This is a genomic window from Oceanicaulis sp. (assembly GCF_965249665.1).
Lineage (GTDB): Bacteria > Pseudomonadota > Alphaproteobacteria > Caulobacterales > Maricaulaceae > Oceanicaulis.
The window spans coordinates 1,265,846-1,284,151 of the sequence record NZ_OZ252247.1 but is presented as its reverse complement, the minus strand read 5'-3'; the positions used below and the strand labels follow the sequence as shown (position 1 = coordinate 1,284,151).

General features: G+C 61.5%; 20 protein-coding genes. 12 read left to right on the top strand and 8 right to left on the bottom strand.

Annotated features, from left to right (window positions below; translation table 11 throughout):
• Nucleotides 1–18: 18 nt before the first annotated feature.
• Together ACP154_RS06140 and ACP154_RS06135 are read right to left on the bottom strand one after the other, a co-directional pair.
• Nucleotides 19–1,761 carry a DUF885 domain-containing protein gene (locus ACP154_RS06140; protein ID WP_421860847.1) on the bottom strand — a complete coding sequence of 581 codons (1,743 nt, stop codon included), beginning with the start codon at nucleotides 1,759–1,761 and terminating at the stop codon, nucleotides 19–21.
• Between the two features lie 51 nt (nucleotides 1,762–1,812).
• Nucleotides 1,813–2,673: an SDR family oxidoreductase gene (locus ACP154_RS06135; RefSeq protein WP_421860850.1), complete on the bottom strand. Its 861-nt coding sequence runs from the start codon at nucleotides 2,671–2,673 to the stop codon at nucleotides 1,813–1,815.
• A 191-nt stretch (nucleotides 2,674–2,864) separates the two neighbouring features.
• Between ACP154_RS06135 and sdhC the strand changes: the two genes are divergently transcribed.
• The 4 genes from sdhC to ACP154_RS06115 are packed head-to-tail and all read left to right on the top strand — an operon-like array spanning nucleotide 2,865 to nucleotide 6,280.
• Nucleotides 2,865–3,269 carry a succinate dehydrogenase, cytochrome b556 subunit gene (gene sdhC / locus ACP154_RS06130; RefSeq protein ID WP_107712146.1) on the top strand — a complete coding sequence of 135 codons (405 nt, stop codon included), beginning with the start codon at nucleotides 2,865–2,867 and terminating at the stop codon, nucleotides 3,267–3,269.
• Nucleotides 3,269–3,646: a succinate dehydrogenase, hydrophobic membrane anchor protein gene (gene sdhD / locus ACP154_RS06125; RefSeq protein ID WP_421860853.1), complete on the top strand. Its 378-nt coding sequence runs from the start codon at nucleotides 3,269–3,271 to the stop codon at nucleotides 3,644–3,646. The genes sdhC and sdhD overlap by 1 nt, the downstream gene beginning before the upstream one ends.
• 15 nt (nucleotides 3,647–3,661) lie before the next feature.
• Nucleotides 3,662–5,449 (top strand): succinate dehydrogenase flavoprotein subunit, encoded by a 1,788-nt coding sequence (sdhA, locus tag ACP154_RS06120; protein ID WP_421860856.1) that lies wholly within the window; start codon nucleotides 3,662–3,664, stop codon nucleotides 5,447–5,449.
• A 45-nt stretch (nucleotides 5,450–5,494) separates the two neighbouring features.
• A complete protein-coding gene (locus ACP154_RS06115) occupies nucleotides 5,495–6,280 on the top strand; it encodes a succinate dehydrogenase iron-sulfur subunit (RefSeq protein WP_107712143.1) in 786 nt (261 codons plus the stop codon).
• A gap of 58 nt (nucleotides 6,281–6,338) precedes the next feature.
• On the opposite strand, the gene ACP154_RS06110 is transcribed toward ACP154_RS06115, so the two are convergent.
• The 4 genes from ACP154_RS06110 to ACP154_RS06095 are packed head-to-tail and all read right to left on the bottom strand — an operon-like array spanning nucleotide 6,339 to nucleotide 9,465.
• Nucleotides 6,339–7,076 (bottom strand): GDYXXLXY domain-containing protein, encoded by a 738-nt coding sequence (locus ACP154_RS06110; protein ID WP_421860860.1) that lies wholly within the window; start codon nucleotides 7,074–7,076, stop codon nucleotides 6,339–6,341.
• Nucleotides 7,073–8,197: a DUF2157 domain-containing protein gene (locus tag ACP154_RS06105; protein ID WP_421860862.1), complete on the bottom strand. Its 1,125-nt coding sequence runs from the start codon at nucleotides 8,195–8,197 to the stop codon at nucleotides 7,073–7,075. Before ACP154_RS06105 ends, ACP154_RS06110 begins: the two co-directional genes overlap by 4 nt.
• A 56-nt stretch (nucleotides 8,198–8,253) precedes the next feature.
• On the bottom strand, nucleotides 8,254–9,090 hold the full coding sequence (locus ACP154_RS06100; protein WP_421860864.1) for a 1-acyl-sn-glycerol-3-phosphate acyltransferase: 837 nt from the start codon (nucleotides 9,088–9,090) through the stop codon (nucleotides 8,254–8,256).
• A gap of 15 nt (nucleotides 9,091–9,105) precedes the next feature.
• A complete protein-coding gene (locus tag ACP154_RS06095; RefSeq protein WP_133724541.1) occupies nucleotides 9,106–9,465 on the bottom strand; it encodes a metalloregulator ArsR/SmtB family transcription factor in 360 nt (119 codons plus the stop codon).
• A gap of 74 nt (nucleotides 9,466–9,539) precedes the next feature.
• Here ACP154_RS06095 and ACP154_RS06090 point away from each other — a divergent pair, with 74 nt between their 5' ends.
• From ACP154_RS06090 to ACP154_RS06075, 4 genes are all read left to right on the top strand, one after another.
• Nucleotides 9,540–10,025: an arsenate reductase ArsC gene (locus tag ACP154_RS06090; RefSeq protein ID WP_421860866.1), complete on the top strand. Its 486-nt coding sequence runs from the start codon at nucleotides 9,540–9,542 to the stop codon at nucleotides 10,023–10,025.
• Complete coding sequence (gene arsB / locus ACP154_RS06085; RefSeq protein ID WP_421860868.1) at nucleotides 10,022–11,101, top strand: ACR3 family arsenite efflux transporter; 1,080 nt, start codon at nucleotides 10,022–10,024, stop codon at nucleotides 11,099–11,101. Before ACP154_RS06090 ends, arsB begins: the two co-directional genes overlap by 4 nt.
• 122 nt (nucleotides 11,102–11,223) lie before the next feature.
• Complete coding sequence (locus ACP154_RS06080; RefSeq protein WP_421860871.1) at nucleotides 11,224–11,574, top strand: hypothetical protein; 351 nt, start codon at nucleotides 11,224–11,226, stop codon at nucleotides 11,572–11,574.
• Between the two features lie 115 nt (nucleotides 11,575–11,689).
• On the top strand, nucleotides 11,690–13,195 hold the full coding sequence (locus ACP154_RS06075; protein WP_421860874.1) for a CoA-acylating methylmalonate-semialdehyde dehydrogenase: 1,506 nt from the start codon (nucleotides 11,690–11,692) through the stop codon (nucleotides 13,193–13,195).
• Nucleotides 13,196–13,597: 402 nt separating this feature from the next.
• On the opposite strand, the gene ACP154_RS06070 is transcribed toward ACP154_RS06075, so the two are convergent.
• Nucleotides 13,598–14,710 carry a phenylalanine 4-monooxygenase gene (locus tag ACP154_RS06070; protein ID WP_133724534.1) on the bottom strand — a complete coding sequence of 371 codons (1,113 nt, stop codon included), beginning with the start codon at nucleotides 14,708–14,710 and terminating at the stop codon, nucleotides 13,598–13,600.
• Nucleotides 14,711–14,861: 151 nt separating this feature from the next.
• Between ACP154_RS06070 and ACP154_RS06065 the strand changes: the two genes are divergently transcribed.
• Nucleotides 14,862–16,004, top strand: coding sequence for an iron-containing alcohol dehydrogenase (locus ACP154_RS06065; protein ID WP_421860876.1), 1,143 nt, complete (start codon nucleotides 14,862–14,864; stop codon nucleotides 16,002–16,004).
• A 26-nt stretch (nucleotides 16,005–16,030) separates the two neighbouring features.
• Here ACP154_RS06065 and ACP154_RS06060 read toward each other — a convergent pair whose 3' ends face one another.
• A complete protein-coding gene (locus ACP154_RS06060) occupies nucleotides 16,031–16,450 on the bottom strand; it encodes a hypothetical protein (RefSeq protein WP_421860879.1) in 420 nt (139 codons plus the stop codon).
• Between the two features lie 93 nt (nucleotides 16,451–16,543).
• Here ACP154_RS06060 and ACP154_RS06055 point away from each other — a divergent pair, with 93 nt between their 5' ends.
• Genes ACP154_RS06055 through zapE form a run of 3 tightly spaced genes read left to right on the top strand, consistent with a single transcriptional unit; the run spans nucleotide 16,544 to nucleotide 18,286 of the window.
• Nucleotides 16,544–16,978 (top strand): acyl-CoA thioesterase, encoded by a 435-nt coding sequence (locus tag ACP154_RS06055; RefSeq protein ID WP_107713633.1) that lies wholly within the window; start codon nucleotides 16,544–16,546, stop codon nucleotides 16,976–16,978.
• Nucleotides 16,979–17,035: 57 nt separating this feature from the next.
• Entirely contained in the window at nucleotides 17,036–17,179 is a 144-nt protein-coding gene (locus tag ACP154_RS06050; protein ID WP_158267850.1) for a hypothetical protein, read from the top strand.
• 3 nt (nucleotides 17,180–17,182) lie between these two features.
• Nucleotides 17,183–18,286: a cell division protein ZapE gene (zapE, locus tag ACP154_RS06045; protein WP_421860883.1), complete on the top strand. Its 1,104-nt coding sequence runs from the start codon at nucleotides 17,183–17,185 to the stop codon at nucleotides 18,284–18,286.
• Nucleotides 18,287–18,306 lie beyond the last annotated feature (20 nt).

Here is an 18,306-nt window from a genome sequence, read left to right as displayed (position 1 = left end):
GAAAAGTCTAAAGCCAGACTAAGCCCCCTGCTCGGCAATCCAGGTGCGCATCTTGGTTTCGAGATAGCCCAGCGGCACGCCGCCTTCATCAAGGATACGGTCATGGAAAGCGGCGAGGTCGAAGGCTTCGCCCAGCTCCGCTTCCGCGTCAGCACGCAGCTCGCGAATCAGCAACTCGCCGGTCTTGTAGGCCAGCGCCTGGCCGGGCCAGCTGATATAGCGGCTGACTTCATTGGTGATGTTGAGCGGGGCGAGCGCGGAATTCTCCAGAAAGCACGCCTCGGCCTCATCCCGGCTCCAGCCATACCAGTGCAGGCCGGTGTCGGCGACGAGCCGGCAGGCGCGCCACATCTCATAGGTCAGACGCCCGAAATGCTCATAGGGCGTTTCATACATGCCCATATCGACGCCGAGAAACTCGGTGTAGAGCCCCCAGCCTTCACCAAAGGCGGTAATATAGCCCTGCTTTCGAAATTCGGGCACGTTTTCAAGCTCTTGCGCGATGGCGATCTGATGGTGGTGACCCGGTACCGCCTCGTGCACGGTCAAAGCCGGCAATTCATAGAGCGGGCGCTGGTCAAGCCGGTAGGTGTTGACCATATAGCCGCCCGCCTGGCCGCTCTCCGCATCGCCGGGCCAGTACCGGCCCGTGGTGTAGTTGGGCGCAATGGCCGCCGGCACGGGCCGCACGCCATAGCTCAGCCGCGGCAGATGATGGAAAAAGGCCGGCATGGCGTCATCGGCCTTTTTGGCCAGATAGGACGCCGCCATCATCAGCTCGCGCTCGGACTGGGCGTAAAATTGCGGATCGGTGCGCAGGAAGTCGAGAAAGTCCGCGAAGCTGCCCTCAAACCCGGTTTCGGCGATCACCGCGTCCATCTCGGCGCGGATGCGCGCCACTTCCGCCTGACCGCGAGCATGGATCTCTTCAGGGGTTAGATCGAGTGTCGTGTGCTGGCGGACGAGCGCTCGATACAGGTCTTCCCCGCCCGGCAGGGACCGCGCGCCCAAGCTGTCACGCGCGGCGGGCAAATAGGTTTCAGTGAAAAAGACATGCAACTCACGCAGGGCCGGCAAAGCGGATGTCTGCACAGCCTCAACCGCCTCAGCCATCAGGCGTTCGCGCTCGGCGGCCGGGATGGCTTCGGGCAGGTTTGCGATCGGGGTCAGAAGCTCGCTCTCGGTTGCGGGCGTGATCTGCGCTTCGATTTGATCGGCAACGCCTTGCAAAATGGCGCGCGGCTGGGTGAACCCGGTCTCGATGCCGCGCGTCAGCCAGGCCTGCTGCTGGGCGAGATACTCGGGCAAGGCGTTGAGCTTGGCGATCCAGGCTTCGGCTTCTTCCACCGAGCGCACACGTGTGGTCAGCGCGGCAAAGCTGGCATTGGTGTGAAACCCGCTATCATTGGTGAAGGGGATCATCGCGGTGGTCCCCCAAGGAACCGCAACCGCACTCTCCAGCTCATAGGCGAGCACAGCATAATTCGCCTGCTCATCTGAGGGCAGATCGGCAGGGTCAATGGCGTCGATGCGTTCATCGAACCCGGCAATGCCCGTATCCCAGGCTTCAATCGCCTCAAGGCTCATATCCGGCCAGGAGGCGGCGGCCTCCAGATCGCCCTGCCGCGCCCGAGCCCCCAGATCGCGCTCGGCGGTGAACGCCTCATAGTCCGCGATCAGCTCTCGGAAGTCGTCTGCAGGCGTGGCGAAGGCCGGCGCGGCCAGGGCCAAGGCTGTGATAGTCGCTAAAACAAAGCGCATGAGTGAACTCTTTCCCCGAAACGTTTGGGGAAGAGTGTCGATCATTAGCGGTCAGTTCAAGCGCTTCAGGCCCAATTGCGAGGTAATCATTCTGTCCGCCATACGTCTGGGCATCAGCTTGAGCATGAGACCTTGCAGAGGCGTCGGGGTCACCACCGTGTTAAGCTTGGGCGTTTTATCGGTCAGCGCCCCGTAAACGGCCTCAGCCACGCGCTCGGGCGGCAGACCGTTTTCAGCGCTCTTGAGCGTGAACTTCAAGAGCCTGTGAATGGCCTTGATAAAATCGGTCTGGCCATATTGCTCAGGATCAAGCTCCTGGGCCTTGTCCCAGATGGGCGTCTTGATGGGGCCGGGATTGATCGCGACCACATCAATCCCGTACAGCATCAGCTCTCGGCGCAGGCCTTCGGTAAAGGCCTCCAGCGCGAATTTCGAGCAGGCGTAAGGCGTCAGGATCGGCATGGCCTGAAATCCCGCGACCGAGGAAATATTGACGATCCGGCCCGGCGTTCCGGTGAAACCTTTCTCGGCCCCCAAAAGCGGCGCAAACGCCTGGGTCACGCGCATCTGGCCCGTCACATTCACATCAAGCTGGCGTGTCATCTCGTCAGGCGGCAAATGAAGAAGCGGGCCGGCGACCGCGATTCCGGCGTTGTTGACGAGCCCGGAGAGCGTCTGCCCCGCCAAATCTTGCCGCACCTGCTCAGCGGCTGAGTGTAGTGTGTCTGCATGGGTGACGTCGCAGATCACCGGGCGCACGCTGTCACCCAGCTCCGCGCTCAGTCGCGTCGCATCTTCAGCCTTGCGCACGCCTGCATAAACGCGCCACCCCTTGTCTGACAGATACTTAGCGCTGGCATAACCGATTCCGGTGGACGCGCCTGTAATCAGAACGCTGTGGTTTTCAGACATGCTCTCTCCCCTGTCGCCGGGCCTGCAGACCAAGTCCAGTTTGCGCCAAGGGCGCGCAACTAAGAACCGTTTGCAAACACAGCAGCATTCCACACTTTGGTGTGCGTTGACGTTAACCCGGTGCGGATTATTGTCACGGCCAAGTTCCGAGCTGACGGGGCTAATGCTTTCAATAAGTGGGGGCCCTTTTCATGGCCAAGCAATCCGTTGATCCACGACCCATATCGCCGCACCTGCAAGTCTGGCGCTGGCACGCCACCATGGCGTCCTCGATCTTTCACCGCGCCAGCGGCTCCATCAATTATGTCGGCGCCATTCTCGTGACAGTCTGGCTGGTGCTGCTGGCCGCCGGGCCTGACGCCTACGCCGTGTTTGAAAACCTGATGACCGGCCCTGTGGGGCTTCTGGTCAAGCTGGCCTTGTTCGGTTTCACGCTGTCGCTGGTCTATCACCTGTTTAACGGCGTGCGTCATCTGGTCTGGGATATGGGCAAGGGCTTTGACCCCAAGGGCTCCAATCAACGCTCGATGATCATCATTGTCGCCTCCATCGTCGTGACGGTCGGCATCTGGTTCCTGGCTGGAGGGATTGTCTAATGAGCGATTTTCGCACCCCGCTCGCCCGCGCTCGCGGTCTTGGCTCCGCCAAATCCGGCGTCGGCCACTTCATCGCCCAGCGCGTGTCCGCTCTGGCGCTGGTGGTCCTGATCCCGCTGTTTGTCTGGTCCATCGCCAGCCTGCCCGGCGCCGATTATGAAAGCGCGCGCGGCTTTGTCGGCTCCCCCTTCGGCGCCATCCTGATGCTCCTGACGCTGACTGCGACATTCTATCACATGCGCCTGGGTCTCCAGACGCTGATCGAGGACTACATCCATAAACCGGTGACAAAGGCCCTTTTGCTGAGCGCGAACACGCTGATCGCAGCGGGCCTGTGGATTGCCGCCCTTTACGCCGTGCTGGCGATCGCAAGTTAAGAAGGACGATATTCAATGTCCGCATATGAATGGATTGATCACACCTTTGACGTCGTCGTGGTCGGCGCGGGCGGGTCTGGCCTGCGCGCGGCGCTCGGCGCGGCGCAGGAAGGTCTGAAGACCGCCTGCATCTCCAAGGTGTTCCCGACCCGCTCTCACACTGTGGCGGCGCAAGGCGGCATTTCCGCTTCGCTCGGCAATATGGGCGAGGACGACTGGCGCTGGCACATGTACGACACGGTCAAAGGGTCAGACTGGCTCGGCGATCAGGATTCCATCGAATATCTGTGCCGCCATGCGCCGAAGGCCGTGTACGAGCTTGAGCACTGGGGCGTGCCCTTCTCACGCACCGAAGACGGCAAAATCTATCAGCGCGCCTTTGGCGGCATGACCCGCAATTTCGGCGAAGGCCCGGTGCAGCGCACCTGCGCCGCCGCTGACCGCACAGGTCACGCCATCCTGCACACGCTCTATGGCCAGTCCCTGCGCCATGCGACCGAGTTCTTCATCGAGTATTTCGTGCTCGACCTGATCATGGATGATGAAGGCGCCTGCGTCGGCGTCACCGCGTGGAAACTCGACGACGGCACGCTGCACCGCTTCCGCGCCCAGAAGACCATTCTGGCGACCGGCGGCTATGGCCGGGCCTATTTCTCCGCCACCTCCGCGCACACCTGCACGGGCGACGGTAACGCCATGGTCCTGCGCGCGGGTCTGCCGCTGCAAGATATGGAGTTCGTCCAGTTCCACCCCACCGGCATTTATGGCGCTGGCTGCCTGATCACTGAAGGCGCACGCGGCGAAGGCGGGTATCTGACCAATTCCAAGGGCGAGCGTTTCATGGAGCGCTACGCGCCCAGCGCCAAGGATCTCGCCAGCCGGGACGTGGTCTCGCGCTCCATGACCATGGAAATCCGCGAAGGCCGCGGCGTGGGCGAGCATGGCGATCATATCCACCTGCACCTCGATCACCTCGATCCCGCCATTCTGGCCCAGCGCCTGCCGGGCATTTCGGAAAGCGCGAAGATCTTCGCGGGCGTGGATGTGACCAAGGAGCCGATCCCGGTGATCCCGACTGTCCACTACAATATGGGCGGCATCCCGACCAATTATCACGGCGAAGTGCTGACCAAGGTCGGCGGTGATCCTGACCATGTGGTCAAGGGCCTGATGGCGGTGGGCGAAGCGGCCTGCGTGTCCGTGCACGGCGCCAACCGCCTGGGCTCGAACTCGCTGATCGACCTTGTGGTGTTCGGCCGGGCCGCCGGCCTGCGCTGCGGCGAGACGGTGGAAGCGGGCGCCAGCCAGCCTGAACTGTCCGCCAATGCCGGCGCCGACACCCTGTCGCGCTTTGACAAGATGCGTCATGCCGATGGCGGCACCAAGACCGCGACCCTGCGCCTCGACATGCAGCGCGCCATGCAGGAAAACTGCGCCGTGTTCCGCACCCAGGACATTCTGGATGAAGGCGTCAAACGCATCGCAGACGTCTATCAGGGCGCGAGCGACATCCGCATCAATGACCGCTCCATGATCTGGAACACTGACCTCGTTGAAGCGCTGGAGTTTGAAAACCTCATCGCCCAGGCGTCCGTGACGGTGAACTCCGCCGCCGCGCGTCCGGAAAGCCGCGGCGCGCACGCCCGCGAGGATTTCCCCGAGCGCGACGATGAGAACTGGATGAAGCACACCCTGGCGTGGATCAATGAAGACGGCTCGGTCAAATTGGATGACCGCCCGGTTCACGAACACACCCTGTCCAACGACATCGCCTATATCGAGCCCAAGGCGCGGGTCTATTAAGACCCCGCCAACGCTCACAGGCTTTAAGAAAGCGGGAACGACCCCATGGTCCAACTGACGCTGCCGAAAAACTCTCAGGTGAAAAAGGGCAAGGTGTGGCCGAAGCCCGAAAACGCCGACCCGAAAGATCTGCGCGCCTTCAAGGTGTATCGCTACGATCCCGAAACCGGTGAGAATCCGTCCTGGGATACGTATTATGTCGATACGTCCAAGTGCGGCCCGATGGTGCTGGATGCGCTGTTCTTCATCAAGAACGAGATTGACACGACGCTGGCGTTCCGGCGGTCCTGTCGCGAGGGCATTTGCGGCTCCTGCGCCATGAATATCGGCGGCCGCAACACCATCGCCTGCACCAATGGCATTGACGAGCACAAGGGCGCGATCACCATCGCGCCGCTGCCGCACCAGCCAGTGGTCCGCGACCTGATCCCGGATCTGACCCAGTTCTACGCCCAGCTTGAATCCATCAATCCCTACCTCAAGACCGATACGCCGGAGCCTGAGAAGGAATGGAAACAAAGCCAGGAAGACCGTGAAGAGCTGGATGGCCTGTACGAGTGCATTCTGTGCGCGTCGTGCTCGACCTCCTGCCCGTCATACTGGTGGAACTCGGACAAGTATCTGGGTCCGGCCGCCCTCTTGCAGGCTTATCGCTGGATCGCCGACAGCCGCGATGAAGCGACGGGCGAGCGTCTGGATAATCTTGAAGACCCGTTCAAGCTCTATCGCTGCCACACCATCATGAACTGCACCAATGTCTGCCCGAAAGGCCTCAATCCGGCCAAGGCCATCGGCAAGATCAAGGAATTGATGGTCGAGCGTCAGGCCTGACGCCGACGTCATCGCTGACGATCAAACGCCCCGGTCTGATGATCGGGGCGTTTTGCGTCTACGGATCATTGTCGAGCGTCAGTCTGGGGCCGGTCAGGCTGTCATAGAGACGCCGACCATCCAGATAGAGCCCCTTGATCACAGCCTCGCCCTGATCGGAGACGGACAGGATCACGCCATATTCTGGAATATCCGCCCGGGGTTCATCGGCAAGGTCAAAATCCTCGCACATCCAGGACTGCTCGAACTGATCCGGCGCAGTCTGTTGAAGGTCCCGGCAGGTTTCCCACCGGTCACGCCGGCCTTGCATCGCATTCGCCGTTTCAAAATCGGTTTGCAGCGCAATCGCGGTCTCAGGGTCTGCAAAATACTGCTCTGGCAGGTCAAAACGCAGCCAGAAGACCTCCGGGTCTTCACCTATAGGGGCGTAGGCTTCCACCAGCTCTGCTTTCAGGACCGGGACGCCAGTGGCTGTCGCCTCTTCAAGGGTTGCGAAAACAGCGCCGGGCGTCTCAAACTGCTCTGAGGGGGTGAGCGCGACATAAACGGTCTCACCGTTCTGAAAGCCTCGCGGATCACGCCAGGGCACGGACACATCCCTGTCGCCAAAGTCGCGATAGTTCAAGATGGCGTAATGGCCAAAGAACACGTCGCGCGGATCCACCGGATTGGTCTGAAAAATGACGTCTCGGCCTGACGACCGGGCCGTTTCATGACTGAGGGTCATCCAGCCCAGACCCGCCAGGATCACAGCCAGACCGATCGCGGCACGCGCGAGGAAAGACACCTTGATCATGCGGCGCGCTCCCGAGCTTTCATCAGCATCCGGTTAGTGACGATCAGCAAGGCGGTCAGCGCGCCGCCGAACACGATCAGGGTCACGCCGGCCGTGACCAAATTCGTGGAATAGGTGAACATGATGATCGCCGCGCCGATAAAGCCGAAAACGCCGGCGCCGCGTATCCAGCGCCGTCCAGGCGCTGCGCCATAGGCGGTCAGCCCCGAAAAGATCGCCAGACTCAAGGCCGCAACCCCCATCATGATGTCGCTATTGAGCACCCGTTCTGTCCCCAGCCCGGCCAGCAACGCCAACATGGCCGTCCAGACGGACCATCCGGCAATACTTCTCAGGGCAAATAACGCTGTGGAGCGGGCGCCGAGCTCTGCCGCGAGGGCGCAAACCGCCCACAGGGCCGCCAGGGCATAGCTCACGCGGATATCGTCTTCTCCTCTGTACTCATCCAGGAACAGTTCAACGACATTCCAGCTCACCCAGACGATCACACTCAGGAAGATGATGTTGAGCAAACCCAGAGATCGCCATCTCCACCCCAGCACGCCCAGCCCCGCCAGCACAGGAACCACCCAGATCGGTTCAGGCAGGCGCGTCAGCTCTCCGGTTTCCCCAATGTGAAACAGGCTCCACAGCAAGGCCAGCAGCGCTGTTCCGGCGCCCGCCAGAGGCGCGCGCAGCATCAGTGTGATCAACAGACCGATCAGGGTCCACAGGCTCAAAAACGCGGAGCTGGTGGAGCTGGCGTGATAGAGCTGGCCGATCACGACCACCCCGCCGCCCGCCAGCAAAACGGCGATGGCCGCGGTGATGTTGGACGCCAGATACAGGGCGCGGTCGCGCAAATAGCCCGCGGACAGCATGGCTGCGCTGATCAGAAGCGCGGCCAGCCCAAGTCGCACAACACCGTTCAGCGCTGACCAGTTCGCCGCGATGATGGTTATGACGCCGAGACCAATGACCAATCCGGCAAGACTGGACAATATGGGTGAGGAGCTGGGTGAGGGCGCGCGTTCGCGAGCACGAGCCGAAAGCGCGCTGGCGGTCTTCTCGTCAATGAGACCTTCCCTGACCCAGAGATCAAGGTCCGCCATCAAGCGCTTGAGATAGCTATCGTCACGCATGCCCGTCTCCCTCGCGGCGAGAGTTTAGACCAATCAGGTCAAAAGAGAACGGGGATTCAGGCGTGCCGCGCGAGCCCCTGACTACACAGTCGCAAGCTCTCACTCGCCACCTGCTCATCGCCGGCCAAAGACAGCGGATCCAGGGGCGCGCCGAATTTCAGCCGGTAATGCGCGCCCTTCTTGGCCAGAAGCTCGTGAAATACGGTCATATGGCGCAGTTCTTCGTGGATCAGCCCCAGGCCGTAAAACCACAGCGACATGCGCTGTCTGACACCCAGCGAGATGATCGGCGCTTTGAACTTGCGCGCCAGACTCACAGCCGTGGGCTGCCAGCTCTCATCACGCAGAGAGAAGGTGCGCCAGTCCCAGACCGACATCCGCCCCGCCGGAAACACCACCACGCAGCGTCCCTCCTGAAAGGCGGTGATGGCGCGCTTGAGGGTGTCGCGGGTTTTCTCGCGATTGCGATGACCTTCGCGCCATTCGACCGGGATCACCACATCGGCCAGACCCTCACACACCCGAATGGCGTCCCGATTGGCGAAAAACACCATGTCCGGCCGCCGCGCTTTCAACGCCTGCCACACGGCGATTCCGTCTGAAATTCCTCCGGGGTGATTGGCGGTGATCACGCAGGGACCGGTTTCGGGAACGTGTTCGAGCCCGTTCGCGCTGATGCCCATGCTGAGGAAGTCTTGCGCCCAATCCATCGCCTCGCGGCCGGATTTGTCCGCTATGGCGTCCGCAATCGTGCGCGCCCGTTGATAGCCCAGCAAGGGATAGAAGACGCGCTTGATCCACGGCCAGAGCCTGCGATTTGCCGACAGGCGCACCGCCCGTTCTTCGATCAGCTGGTCCACCACATGGGACGATGTCTGCTCAATTGCGGTCATGGCGCGATCAACCGCCTAGCAGGCCTCGGAGTGCAAACCGACAAGGGAGGACACTTTCAGATCGCACACCTCGGGATTGCCGTCACAGCATTCCACGATGAGAAAATTGAGCAAACCGCGTATCGCCGGCAAAGCGGCGGAATAATAACGACGCCGTCCATCCCGCCGGACATGCAGCAGCCCCGCAGACACCAAAACCGTCAGATGTGCAGACAGATTGCTGGGGCTGACTTGCGCCTTGATGGCCAGATCGCCCGCCGACACGCCCTCCGGCCCCGCATTCATCACGGTGCGAAACACGACAAGGCGCGTTTCATGCGCCAGCGCGCCAAACTGATCGGCGGCAGCGTCAGAGGTCACGACGGCATCTTTCATTTCAATCATTCCTGAAATATAAGAGAGCCAATCTTAAAGCCTCTCCCATTATTCGCAAATCAGGATCCGCCCCCATGAAGCTGCTTGTCCTCTGCACCGGCAACTCGGCTCGGTCGATCATGGCGGAAGCGCTCTGGAGACGATTGGGCCAGGGTCAGCTTAAAGCGTATTCCGCAGGCTCAAAACCGACTGGCGCGCCAAACCCCTACGCCCTCGCAACCCTGAAACGGCATGGCCTCAGCCCTGACGGCCTTCGGTCGAAAAGCTGGGATGAGTTTGAAGGCGTGGACGCCCCGGAGATTGATGTGGTGATCACGGTGTGTGACAGCGCGGCGTCAGAACCCTGTCCCATCTGGCCCGGCGCACCGGTAAGAGCGCATTGGGGGCTGCCTGACCCCGCCGCAACCCCTGACGGCCCACAGGCGGAGGCTGCGTTTGAGGCGATTTTTCAGGCGCTCAAAACGCGTATTGAAACGTGTCTGAAAGCCGGGATCGTCGAGGCTGACCCCAAGGCGCGTCTCGCCATCTTACACGCCGCCCATGACGGAGCCTCTCAATGAGCACTTATGGCACACAGGACGAAATCGCAGCCGGCGGCATCGGGTTTTTCGAAGCCTGGCTGTCTGTCTGGGTCGGCGGCGCCATCGTCTGCGGCGTCGGTCTTGGCGTCGTGTTTCCTGAAGGGTTCGCCTGGCTCGCAAGCCTGCAGATCGCCAATGTGAACCTGCCGGTGGCGGTGCTGATCTGGCTGATGGTCTTTCCGATGATGGTGAATATTGATCTGAGCCGCCTGCGCCAGATCGGCGACCGCCCCAAAGGCCTCGCCATCACCCTCATCGTGAACTGGCTGATCAAGCCCTTTACCATGGCGGGCCTGGCGGTGGTGTTCTTTGAGTTTGTTTTCGCACCGTTTTTGAACCCGGTCGACGCCCAATCCTATATCGCCGGACTGATCTTGCTCGGCGCTGCGCCCTGCACCGCCATGGTCTTTGTCTGGTCGCAGCTGACCAAAGGCGACGCCAACTACACCCTGGTGCAAGTCGCCGCCAATGACGTCATCATGGTGTTCGCCTTTGCGCCTATCGTCGCCCTGCTGCTGGGCGTGACAGACGTCATCGTGCCATGGAACACCTTGCTGCTTTCGGTGGGGCTTTACGTCGTCGCGCCCTTGATCGCTGGCGCGCTGGTGCGACACGTGCTGGTCCAAGACCGTCCTCCCGAAGACGGGGATGCGGCGGTCCGCGCTTTCACAGCCCGCGTCAAACCCCTCTCCATCCTGGGGCTGATCGCCACAGTGGTGATCTTGTTCGGGTTCCAGGGACAGACCTTGCTCGCACAACCGATCGTGATCGCCATGATCGCGGTTCCATTGCTGATCCAGTCCTACGGCATCTTCGCTTTGGCCTATGCCGCGGCATATGTCGCCCGCGTGCCGTTCAACATCGCAGCGCCCTGCGCCCTGATCGGCACGTCGAACTTCTTCGAGCTGGCTGTGGCTGTGGCGATTTCGCTGTTCGGGCTGAACTCCGGCGCTGCGCTGGCGACCGTGGTGGGCGTGCTGGTGGAGGTTCCGGTCATGCTGTCGCTGGTCGCCTTCGCGAACCGGACACAGTTCCTGTTTTACAAGTCGAGGTAATCCGAATACGGATGATCGAATCCTGTTTCACGCTCATGATCTCGTCATGTGACTCTGCCGACGGCTCTGATACGATGACTTTATAAGCCATCCAGCCAGATTGCGTGCGTCAGGAGCGTTTCATGCTGTTCGCCTTCATCAGTCTCAGCTTGCTCCTGCAAGCGGCCCCGCCCGAGGGCGGCGTCTACACGCTCAGCACGCCGTCACAAAGCTGCGAGATCTTGCTGGACGCCACGGCTGCGCCCCTGCCGGAAGCCAATCTTGATCAACGCGACGCCTCAGGCTTTGCGACGGCCATGCCCAGTTGCCCGGCCAGCGTGTCAACAGCCGCGTTCTGGAGCTATCGCGATGAGGACCAGACCCTGAGCCTGTTTGATCCCAGCGGCGCCAGCGTATTCTCAGGCGCCTTCAGTGCGGATGGCTGGAGCGGCCAGACCGCACAGGGCCAACCCGCCAACCTCTCCGCCCGCTAGCGCTCACATCCTCTGCTGGGCGCTCGACAAGCGCCCCCGCCGGGCGTTAAACCCAGCCCAGATCATAACCACACGCGCCGGCGTCCACCCAAGACCGGCCGATGGAGGAAGCCCTATGTCCGCACACCGCGATATCCACCATTTCATCAATGGCAAGGCCGTACCTGGCGGCTCAAACCGTTTTGGCGATGTCTATGATCCCAATACCGGCGAAGTTCAGGCCAAGGTCGCGCTCGCCAGCGTCAAGGAAATGGACGAAGCGGTCGCCATCGCCAAAGCCGCCCAACCCGCCTGGGCCGCGGTGAACCCCCAGCGACGCGCGCGCGTCATGTTCAAGTTCAAGCAATTGCTTGAAGAGAACATGGACAAGTTGGCGGTGCTGCTGTCCACCGAACACGGCAAGGTTGTCGCTGACGCCAAGGGGGATATTCAGCGCGGCCTGGAAGTGATCGAGTTCGCCTGCGGCGTGCCGCATCTGCTGAAAGGCGAGTACACCGAAGGCGCGGGACCGGGCATCGATGTCTATTCCATGCGTCAGGCCCTGGGTGTGGTGGCGGGCATCACCCCGTTCAACTTCCCCGCCATGATCCCGATGTGGATGTTCGGCGTGGCGATCGCTTGCGGCAACGCCTTCATCCTGAAGCCCTCTGAAAAAGACCCGTCCGTGCCGGTGCGTCTCGCCGAACTGATGACGGAAGCGGGCCTGCCCGACGGCATCCTCAACGTCGTGCATGGCGACAAGGAAGCGGTGGACGCGATCCTCGATCACCCCGATATCAAGGCGGTGAGCTTTGTGGGCAGCTCTGACATCGCTCAGTATGTCTATTCGCGCGGCACCGCGAACGCCAAGCGCGTGCAGGCCATGGGCGGCGCCAAGAACCATGGCATCATCCTGCCCGATGCTGACCTTGATCAGGTCGTGCAGGACCTTGTCGGTTCCGCGTACGGCTCCGCGGGCGAGCGCTGCATGGCGCTGCCGGTCGCGGTTCCGGTGGGGGATGACACCGCCGATCGCCTGCTGGAAAAGCTGATCCCGGAAATCGAGAAACTGACCCCCGGCGCTTCCACGGACCCCGACGCCCAGTACGGTCCGGTCGTCTCCCAGGCGCACAAGGAGAAGGTCGAAGGCTATATCCAGATGGGCGTGGACGAGGGCGCCAAGCTCCTGATCGATGGTCGGAACTTCAAGCTGCAAGGCCATGAGAACGGCTATTTCATCGGCCCGTCCCTGTTTGACCATGTCACCGCCGACATGAAGACCTATCACGAAGAGATCTTCGGCCCGGTGCTGCAGATCGTGCGCGCCAAGGACCTTGAAGAAGCCGCCAAGCTGCCCAGCGAACACCAGTACGGCAATGGCGTGGCGATCTTCACCCGCAACGGCCTCGCCGCACGCGAGTTCGCCTCCAAGGTCAATGTGGGCATGGTCGGCGTGAACGTGCCGATCCCGGTGCCGGTCGCCTATCACACCTTTGGCGGCTGGAAGCGGTCCTCCTTTGGCGACGCCAACCAGCACGGCATGGAAGGCGTGCGCTTCTTCACCAAGATCAAGACGGTGACCCAGCGCTGGCCGTCCGGTCAGGTGTCCGACCAGGCCTTCATCATTCCGACGATGGAGTAGGGCCTGCCAGCCTTGAAACACGAAAGTCCCGGCGGAGACGCCGGGGCTTTTTCTTGAGCGCAGTTCTATACCCAGCTCTTTCCCGGCGAAGGCCGGGACCCAGAGGTCATCAAATGTAGCGCATCCGGCTCTGGATCCCCGCCTTCGCGGGGAAAGAGAAGGATTCACATACCTCTCTCAATTCTGTCATCCCCCGCTTCATGCGGGGGATCCATGCCGGTTGGTTCGATCACAGGTCACGGTGGGGATTCACCGGACGAGCCGGTGAATGACATGACTTCAGACAATGAAACCCCGGCCAAGCGCTAGCGCAGAGCCGGGGCCTCGTGCAGGATAAGACGCCATTCGCGCAGAGAGGTCCCGGGTCTTCGCTTTGCTTGCCCGGGAATTCAGTCGCTCTGTCTACCGCTTATGCGCCTCACGGATGGCTTCCATGTGTTTGACCGCGCGAGGTTTGCCCTTGCCGCCGCAGAATTTGTATTCCTGCGTGCCTTCGGTGACGATGACATCGGTGTCGAGCGCTGCGGTGGTGGCGTAGGTGAAGCCAGCGGGCAGTTTCTTGTAGATCGGCGTGAAATCGCGACCGGCGGTGCTTTCATACAGCGCCTTGATGGAATCCACGACGAAGTAGGTTTCCTGAAAATCGCTGATCACATAATCGGTACGCATCACCCGCTCGGGCACCATCTTGATGCGGTGAGGGCTGTCTGAGTAGAGCGAGAACAGGGTCTCGTCAGGGCTCGACAAGATGCCGGCCCCGTAAACCCGCAGCTCGCCCTCTTCCAGGATCAGGCCGAATTCAACTGTGTACCAATAGACTGACCCGAAATTCTTGAGGCGATTGTATTCGATCGCCCGACGCCCGCCTGCGCCATAGGCCTGGATGTAATCGGCGAAGAACGGGTTCATCAGCATCGGCACATGACCGAAAATGTCGTGAAAAGTGTCCGGCTCCTGCAGGTAGAAGAGATCGTCTTCCACCGCGGTGTATTCGACAAATTCCGGCGCGCGGCCTTGATTGGCCTCTTTCACCTTTTTGGTCTTCGGATCGCCGCCGCGGATGAAGACGCCCGCCGGGAAGCGGCGGTTCTCCAGATGCCAGAAGAAGATGTTATCCGGGATCAGCTCGGGCACCGGCACCACCGTCCAGCCCGTCGCGGGTTTGAGGATGGCGTTGATGTCGTCAAAGCTGGGGATGCCATCCTTGAAGAGGTGCTCAAGCTGCTCGAACCCCTCCATGAAGTCCTTGCAGGCGCGACCGGGCAGCATCTTGCGCTGGTTTTCAAACAACAGGCGCCAACGGGCGTGTTCGGCCGGTGTGTAGTCCGGCTGGCGCTTGAGCTGCCAGCTCTCGGCGATGAAATCGGTCTCATCCAGACGATAGCCTTCAGGCCGGATGGCGTAGCGATAGAGCGCCCCGCCCGGCCCCGTCAGGCCATTGCCAGCGTCCTGCACCAGCGGGTCGTAATAGGCGCGACCCATATCCGGAATGGATGTGGACACTTCGTCAAGCATGGTCGCCTCCTGTGATGGGCCAGCCGGGCTGGTCTGGGTGAAAAAGACAGGCATACTGTGCCCGTTTCGAGGGTCCGCATAAAGAGACCCCGCTCATATCACGCGCGACCCATCCGCGCAGTGCGAGCTTGCAGACGGGAGGCCGACCATCATGACCACCGCTTTCACCTTCACCACCGTCCCCAAAACCCTGTTTCAGCCTGGCGCCAGCGCTCATCTTGCAAAAACCGCCGCCCCGGCGCTGAAAGGCGCTCAGCGCGTCCTGTTCGTCACCGATGCGGGCGTGCGCAAAGCCGGGCTGGCGGATGCGGCGCTGGCCGGGCTGAAAGACGCGGGTCTGGACGTGCATATTTATGACAAGGTGGTCGCAGACCCGCCTGAAAGCACGGTGTTTGAAGCGGTGCAGGAAGGCCAGGAATTTGGCGCAGAGGCCGTGATCGGCTTTGGCGGCGGCAGCCCGATGGACACGGCGAAAGTCGTCGCGCTTTTGCTCTCGGGTGAACAATCGCTGTCGACCATGTATGGCGTGCAGCAAGTCAGAGCGAGCAGACCGCCACTGATCTTGTTGCCCACCACCGCCGGCACCGGATCAGAAGTCACCAATGTGGCCGTGTTGACCACGGGTGCGACGTCCAAACGCGGTATCGCCGCTGATCCTCTGTATGCGGACATGGCGATCCTGGACCCGGATCTGACCTTGGGCCTGCCGCGCCATCCCACCGCCTATACCGGTATTGACGCCATGGTTCACGCGATCGAGGCCTATACCAATCGCCGCTCGAAAAACCCGATGTCGGATGCGCTGGCGCTGACCGCGCTGAAACTCCTGCACGGCTCGATCCTGCGCGCGTGTGAGGACGGCTCAGACCGGGAGGCGCGCGGCGACATGCTGCTGGGCGCCATGCTGGCGGGGCAGGCTTTTTCCAACTCGCCCTGCGCCGGAGTCCACGCCATGGCCTATCCGCTGGGCGGCATGTTCCATGTGCCGCACGGGTTATCGAACGCCGTCGTCCTGCCGCCCGTGCTGCGCTATAACGCCCCCGAGGCTGAAAGTCAGTATGCGGAAATTTCAGCGCATCTGGGTCTGAAGCCAGGCTCTGCGGGGCTCATTGACGAGATGGACCGCATCGCCGAAGCCGTGGGGATCGAACGCCGCCTCTCGCAGTTAGGCATCAGCCATAATGACGTCCCGACAATGGCCGAGGATGTGGCCGCCAATGATCGCCTGCTGCCCAATAATCCGCGCGAGATGACGTATGAGTCCATCGTGGCGATGTATGAGGAAATCCTGTGAACGGCCAGAAAAGCATAGCCAGGGGATCAAGCGGCGTGTGAGCGCGCTTTCAACCTGGCGAACGCCGCGCCGCGGCCCCCGCCATCACAGGGGTCAGCCCGCAGCGCCAAGGCCAATAGCGTCCGGTCCGCCGAGCTTTCAGGGTCGCGCAATCTGGACCAGGCGCGTCTGAGCAAAAGGCTCCAGGCGGGAGAGAAGCAGATCATGACGATCAAGGCGTACAGCCAGCTCGCTCCAGCCAACAAGGGACCTGAGGCGATGACAGGCAGGATCATCAGCAGTGAGATCAGCACCTCCCGCTCCACCAGCCAGCGCGCCTGGCCCAGCCAGCGCGCCTGGCCCAGCCAGCCCGTCTTGCTGGCGATCGCTTCAAGACGCACGATTTCGGCGCTGGAAAAACCGGCCTGTCGCAAAACGGACCGTTCTTCATCTCGCAGACACGCCATGCGCCCTCACCAAGGCCTGAAATCTCCTGAAACGAGAATATGCGCCTGGCGTCGCTCCAACAAGTCGTAACCGATCAGATCAGGGATCCCTTTATGGCCGACCGCCCTCGCGCAGTACGCGCAGACTTTCAGACCTTTGAACCCATAGAGACCCGCTGGGCGGACAATGATGTCTACGGCCATGTCAACAATGTCGTCTATTACGGCTTCTTTGACACAGCTGTGAACCGGCGTCTGGCCCATGCGGGGCTTCTCGACATCGAGCACGGCGAGACCATCGGCCTCGTGGTGGAAACCGGCTGCCGCTATCACGCCGCCACCGCTTTTCCCGATCAGCTCGAAGCCGGCGTGAAAGTGGCGCGCATCGGCTCAAGCTCGGTGCGTTATGAGATCGCCATCTTCAAACAGGGCGAGGAGAAAGCCGCCGCCGAAGGCTTCTTCGTCCATGTCTATGTGGATCGTGAAACACGTCGACCGAAACCGCTGCCGGAGGCGTGGCGGGCGGAGCTTGAAGGCTGGATGGGCTAGAGTAGAGTTCAACGCAGTCGTCATCCCCTCGCAATCCTTCTGAAACCTCATAATGCTATGACCGCAGCCATCTTGGCGGGACGGACGCTTCGGGGTATCGAAGCGCCCATGCGCACCCTCAACCGCCCCGCTTATGTCTGGCTCGCCGCCGCAATCAGCTTTGCGCTGATCGCCGCGGCGGCTTTGGTCTGGAGCCTTTAACTCATGGGTCCTGTGGACAGCCTGAAACAGGCGGTGGCCGAAGGCCGGCTGCAACCCGATCCTGGCCAGGCCGAAATCGCCGAGCACCTGCAGGCGCTGTGCGAGGCGCTCGCTGAGTGGAATGAAGGCAAGTCGAGCTTTTTCAGCAAATCCAAGCCTGCGCCCAAAGGCCTGTATCTCTATGGCGGGGTGGGAACCGGCAAGTCCCTGATGATGGATTTGTTTTTTGACGCCGCCCCGGTGTCGAAAAAGCGCCGCGTGCACTTTCACCAGTTCCTGCAGGAGATTCAGGCGCGCATCACTCATGAGCGCGCCAAGAAAGATGCGGACCCGCTGCCGCGCGTCGCCAAAGCCCTCGCCAAGCAGACGCGCCTTTTGTGCTTTGACGAGTTGCAGGTCACAGATGTGGGCGACGCCATGATTTTGGGTCGCTTGTTTGAGGGCCTGTTCGCAGAAGGCGTGGTGGTCGTCGCAACCTCCAACCGGCATCCTGACGATCTTTATAAGAACGGTCTGAACCGTCAGTTGTTCGAACCGTTCATTGAGTTGATCAAGGTCACGCTGGACGTTCAGGAGCTCGATTCGGGCCGTGATTATCGCCTGGAACAGCTGGAAGCTGCGCCGGTCTATTACCACCCGCTGGGATCAGAGGCGGATTCGGCGATGGACACGGCGTTCAAGCGCCTGACCCGCGGCGCCAAGGTGCAGACCTGCATTCTGGATGTTCAGGGCCGCGAATTGGTGGTCCCGCGCCAGGCCGCCGGCGTCGCCCGCTTCACGTTTGAAGAACTCTGCGCCCGCCCCCTCGGACCGGCCGATTATCTGATGGTGGCGGAAACGTTTCACACCGTGATGATCGACCGGGCCCCGCTTCTGACGCCGGACAAACGCGATCAGGCCAAGCGCTTCGTCACCCTGATCGACGCCCTCTACGAGATCAAAACCAAGCTGGTCATGAGCGCAGCGGTGGAAGCGGCGAACCTCTATCCTGAAGGGGATTTCGCCTTTGAGTTCCAGCGCACCGTTTCGCGTCTGTTCGAGATGCGCGGGCACGCCTATCTGGCGGCCGAACGCCGGATGGGAGATCCGGACACGCATTCTGAATGACGGATCAGCGTTAAAAGGGC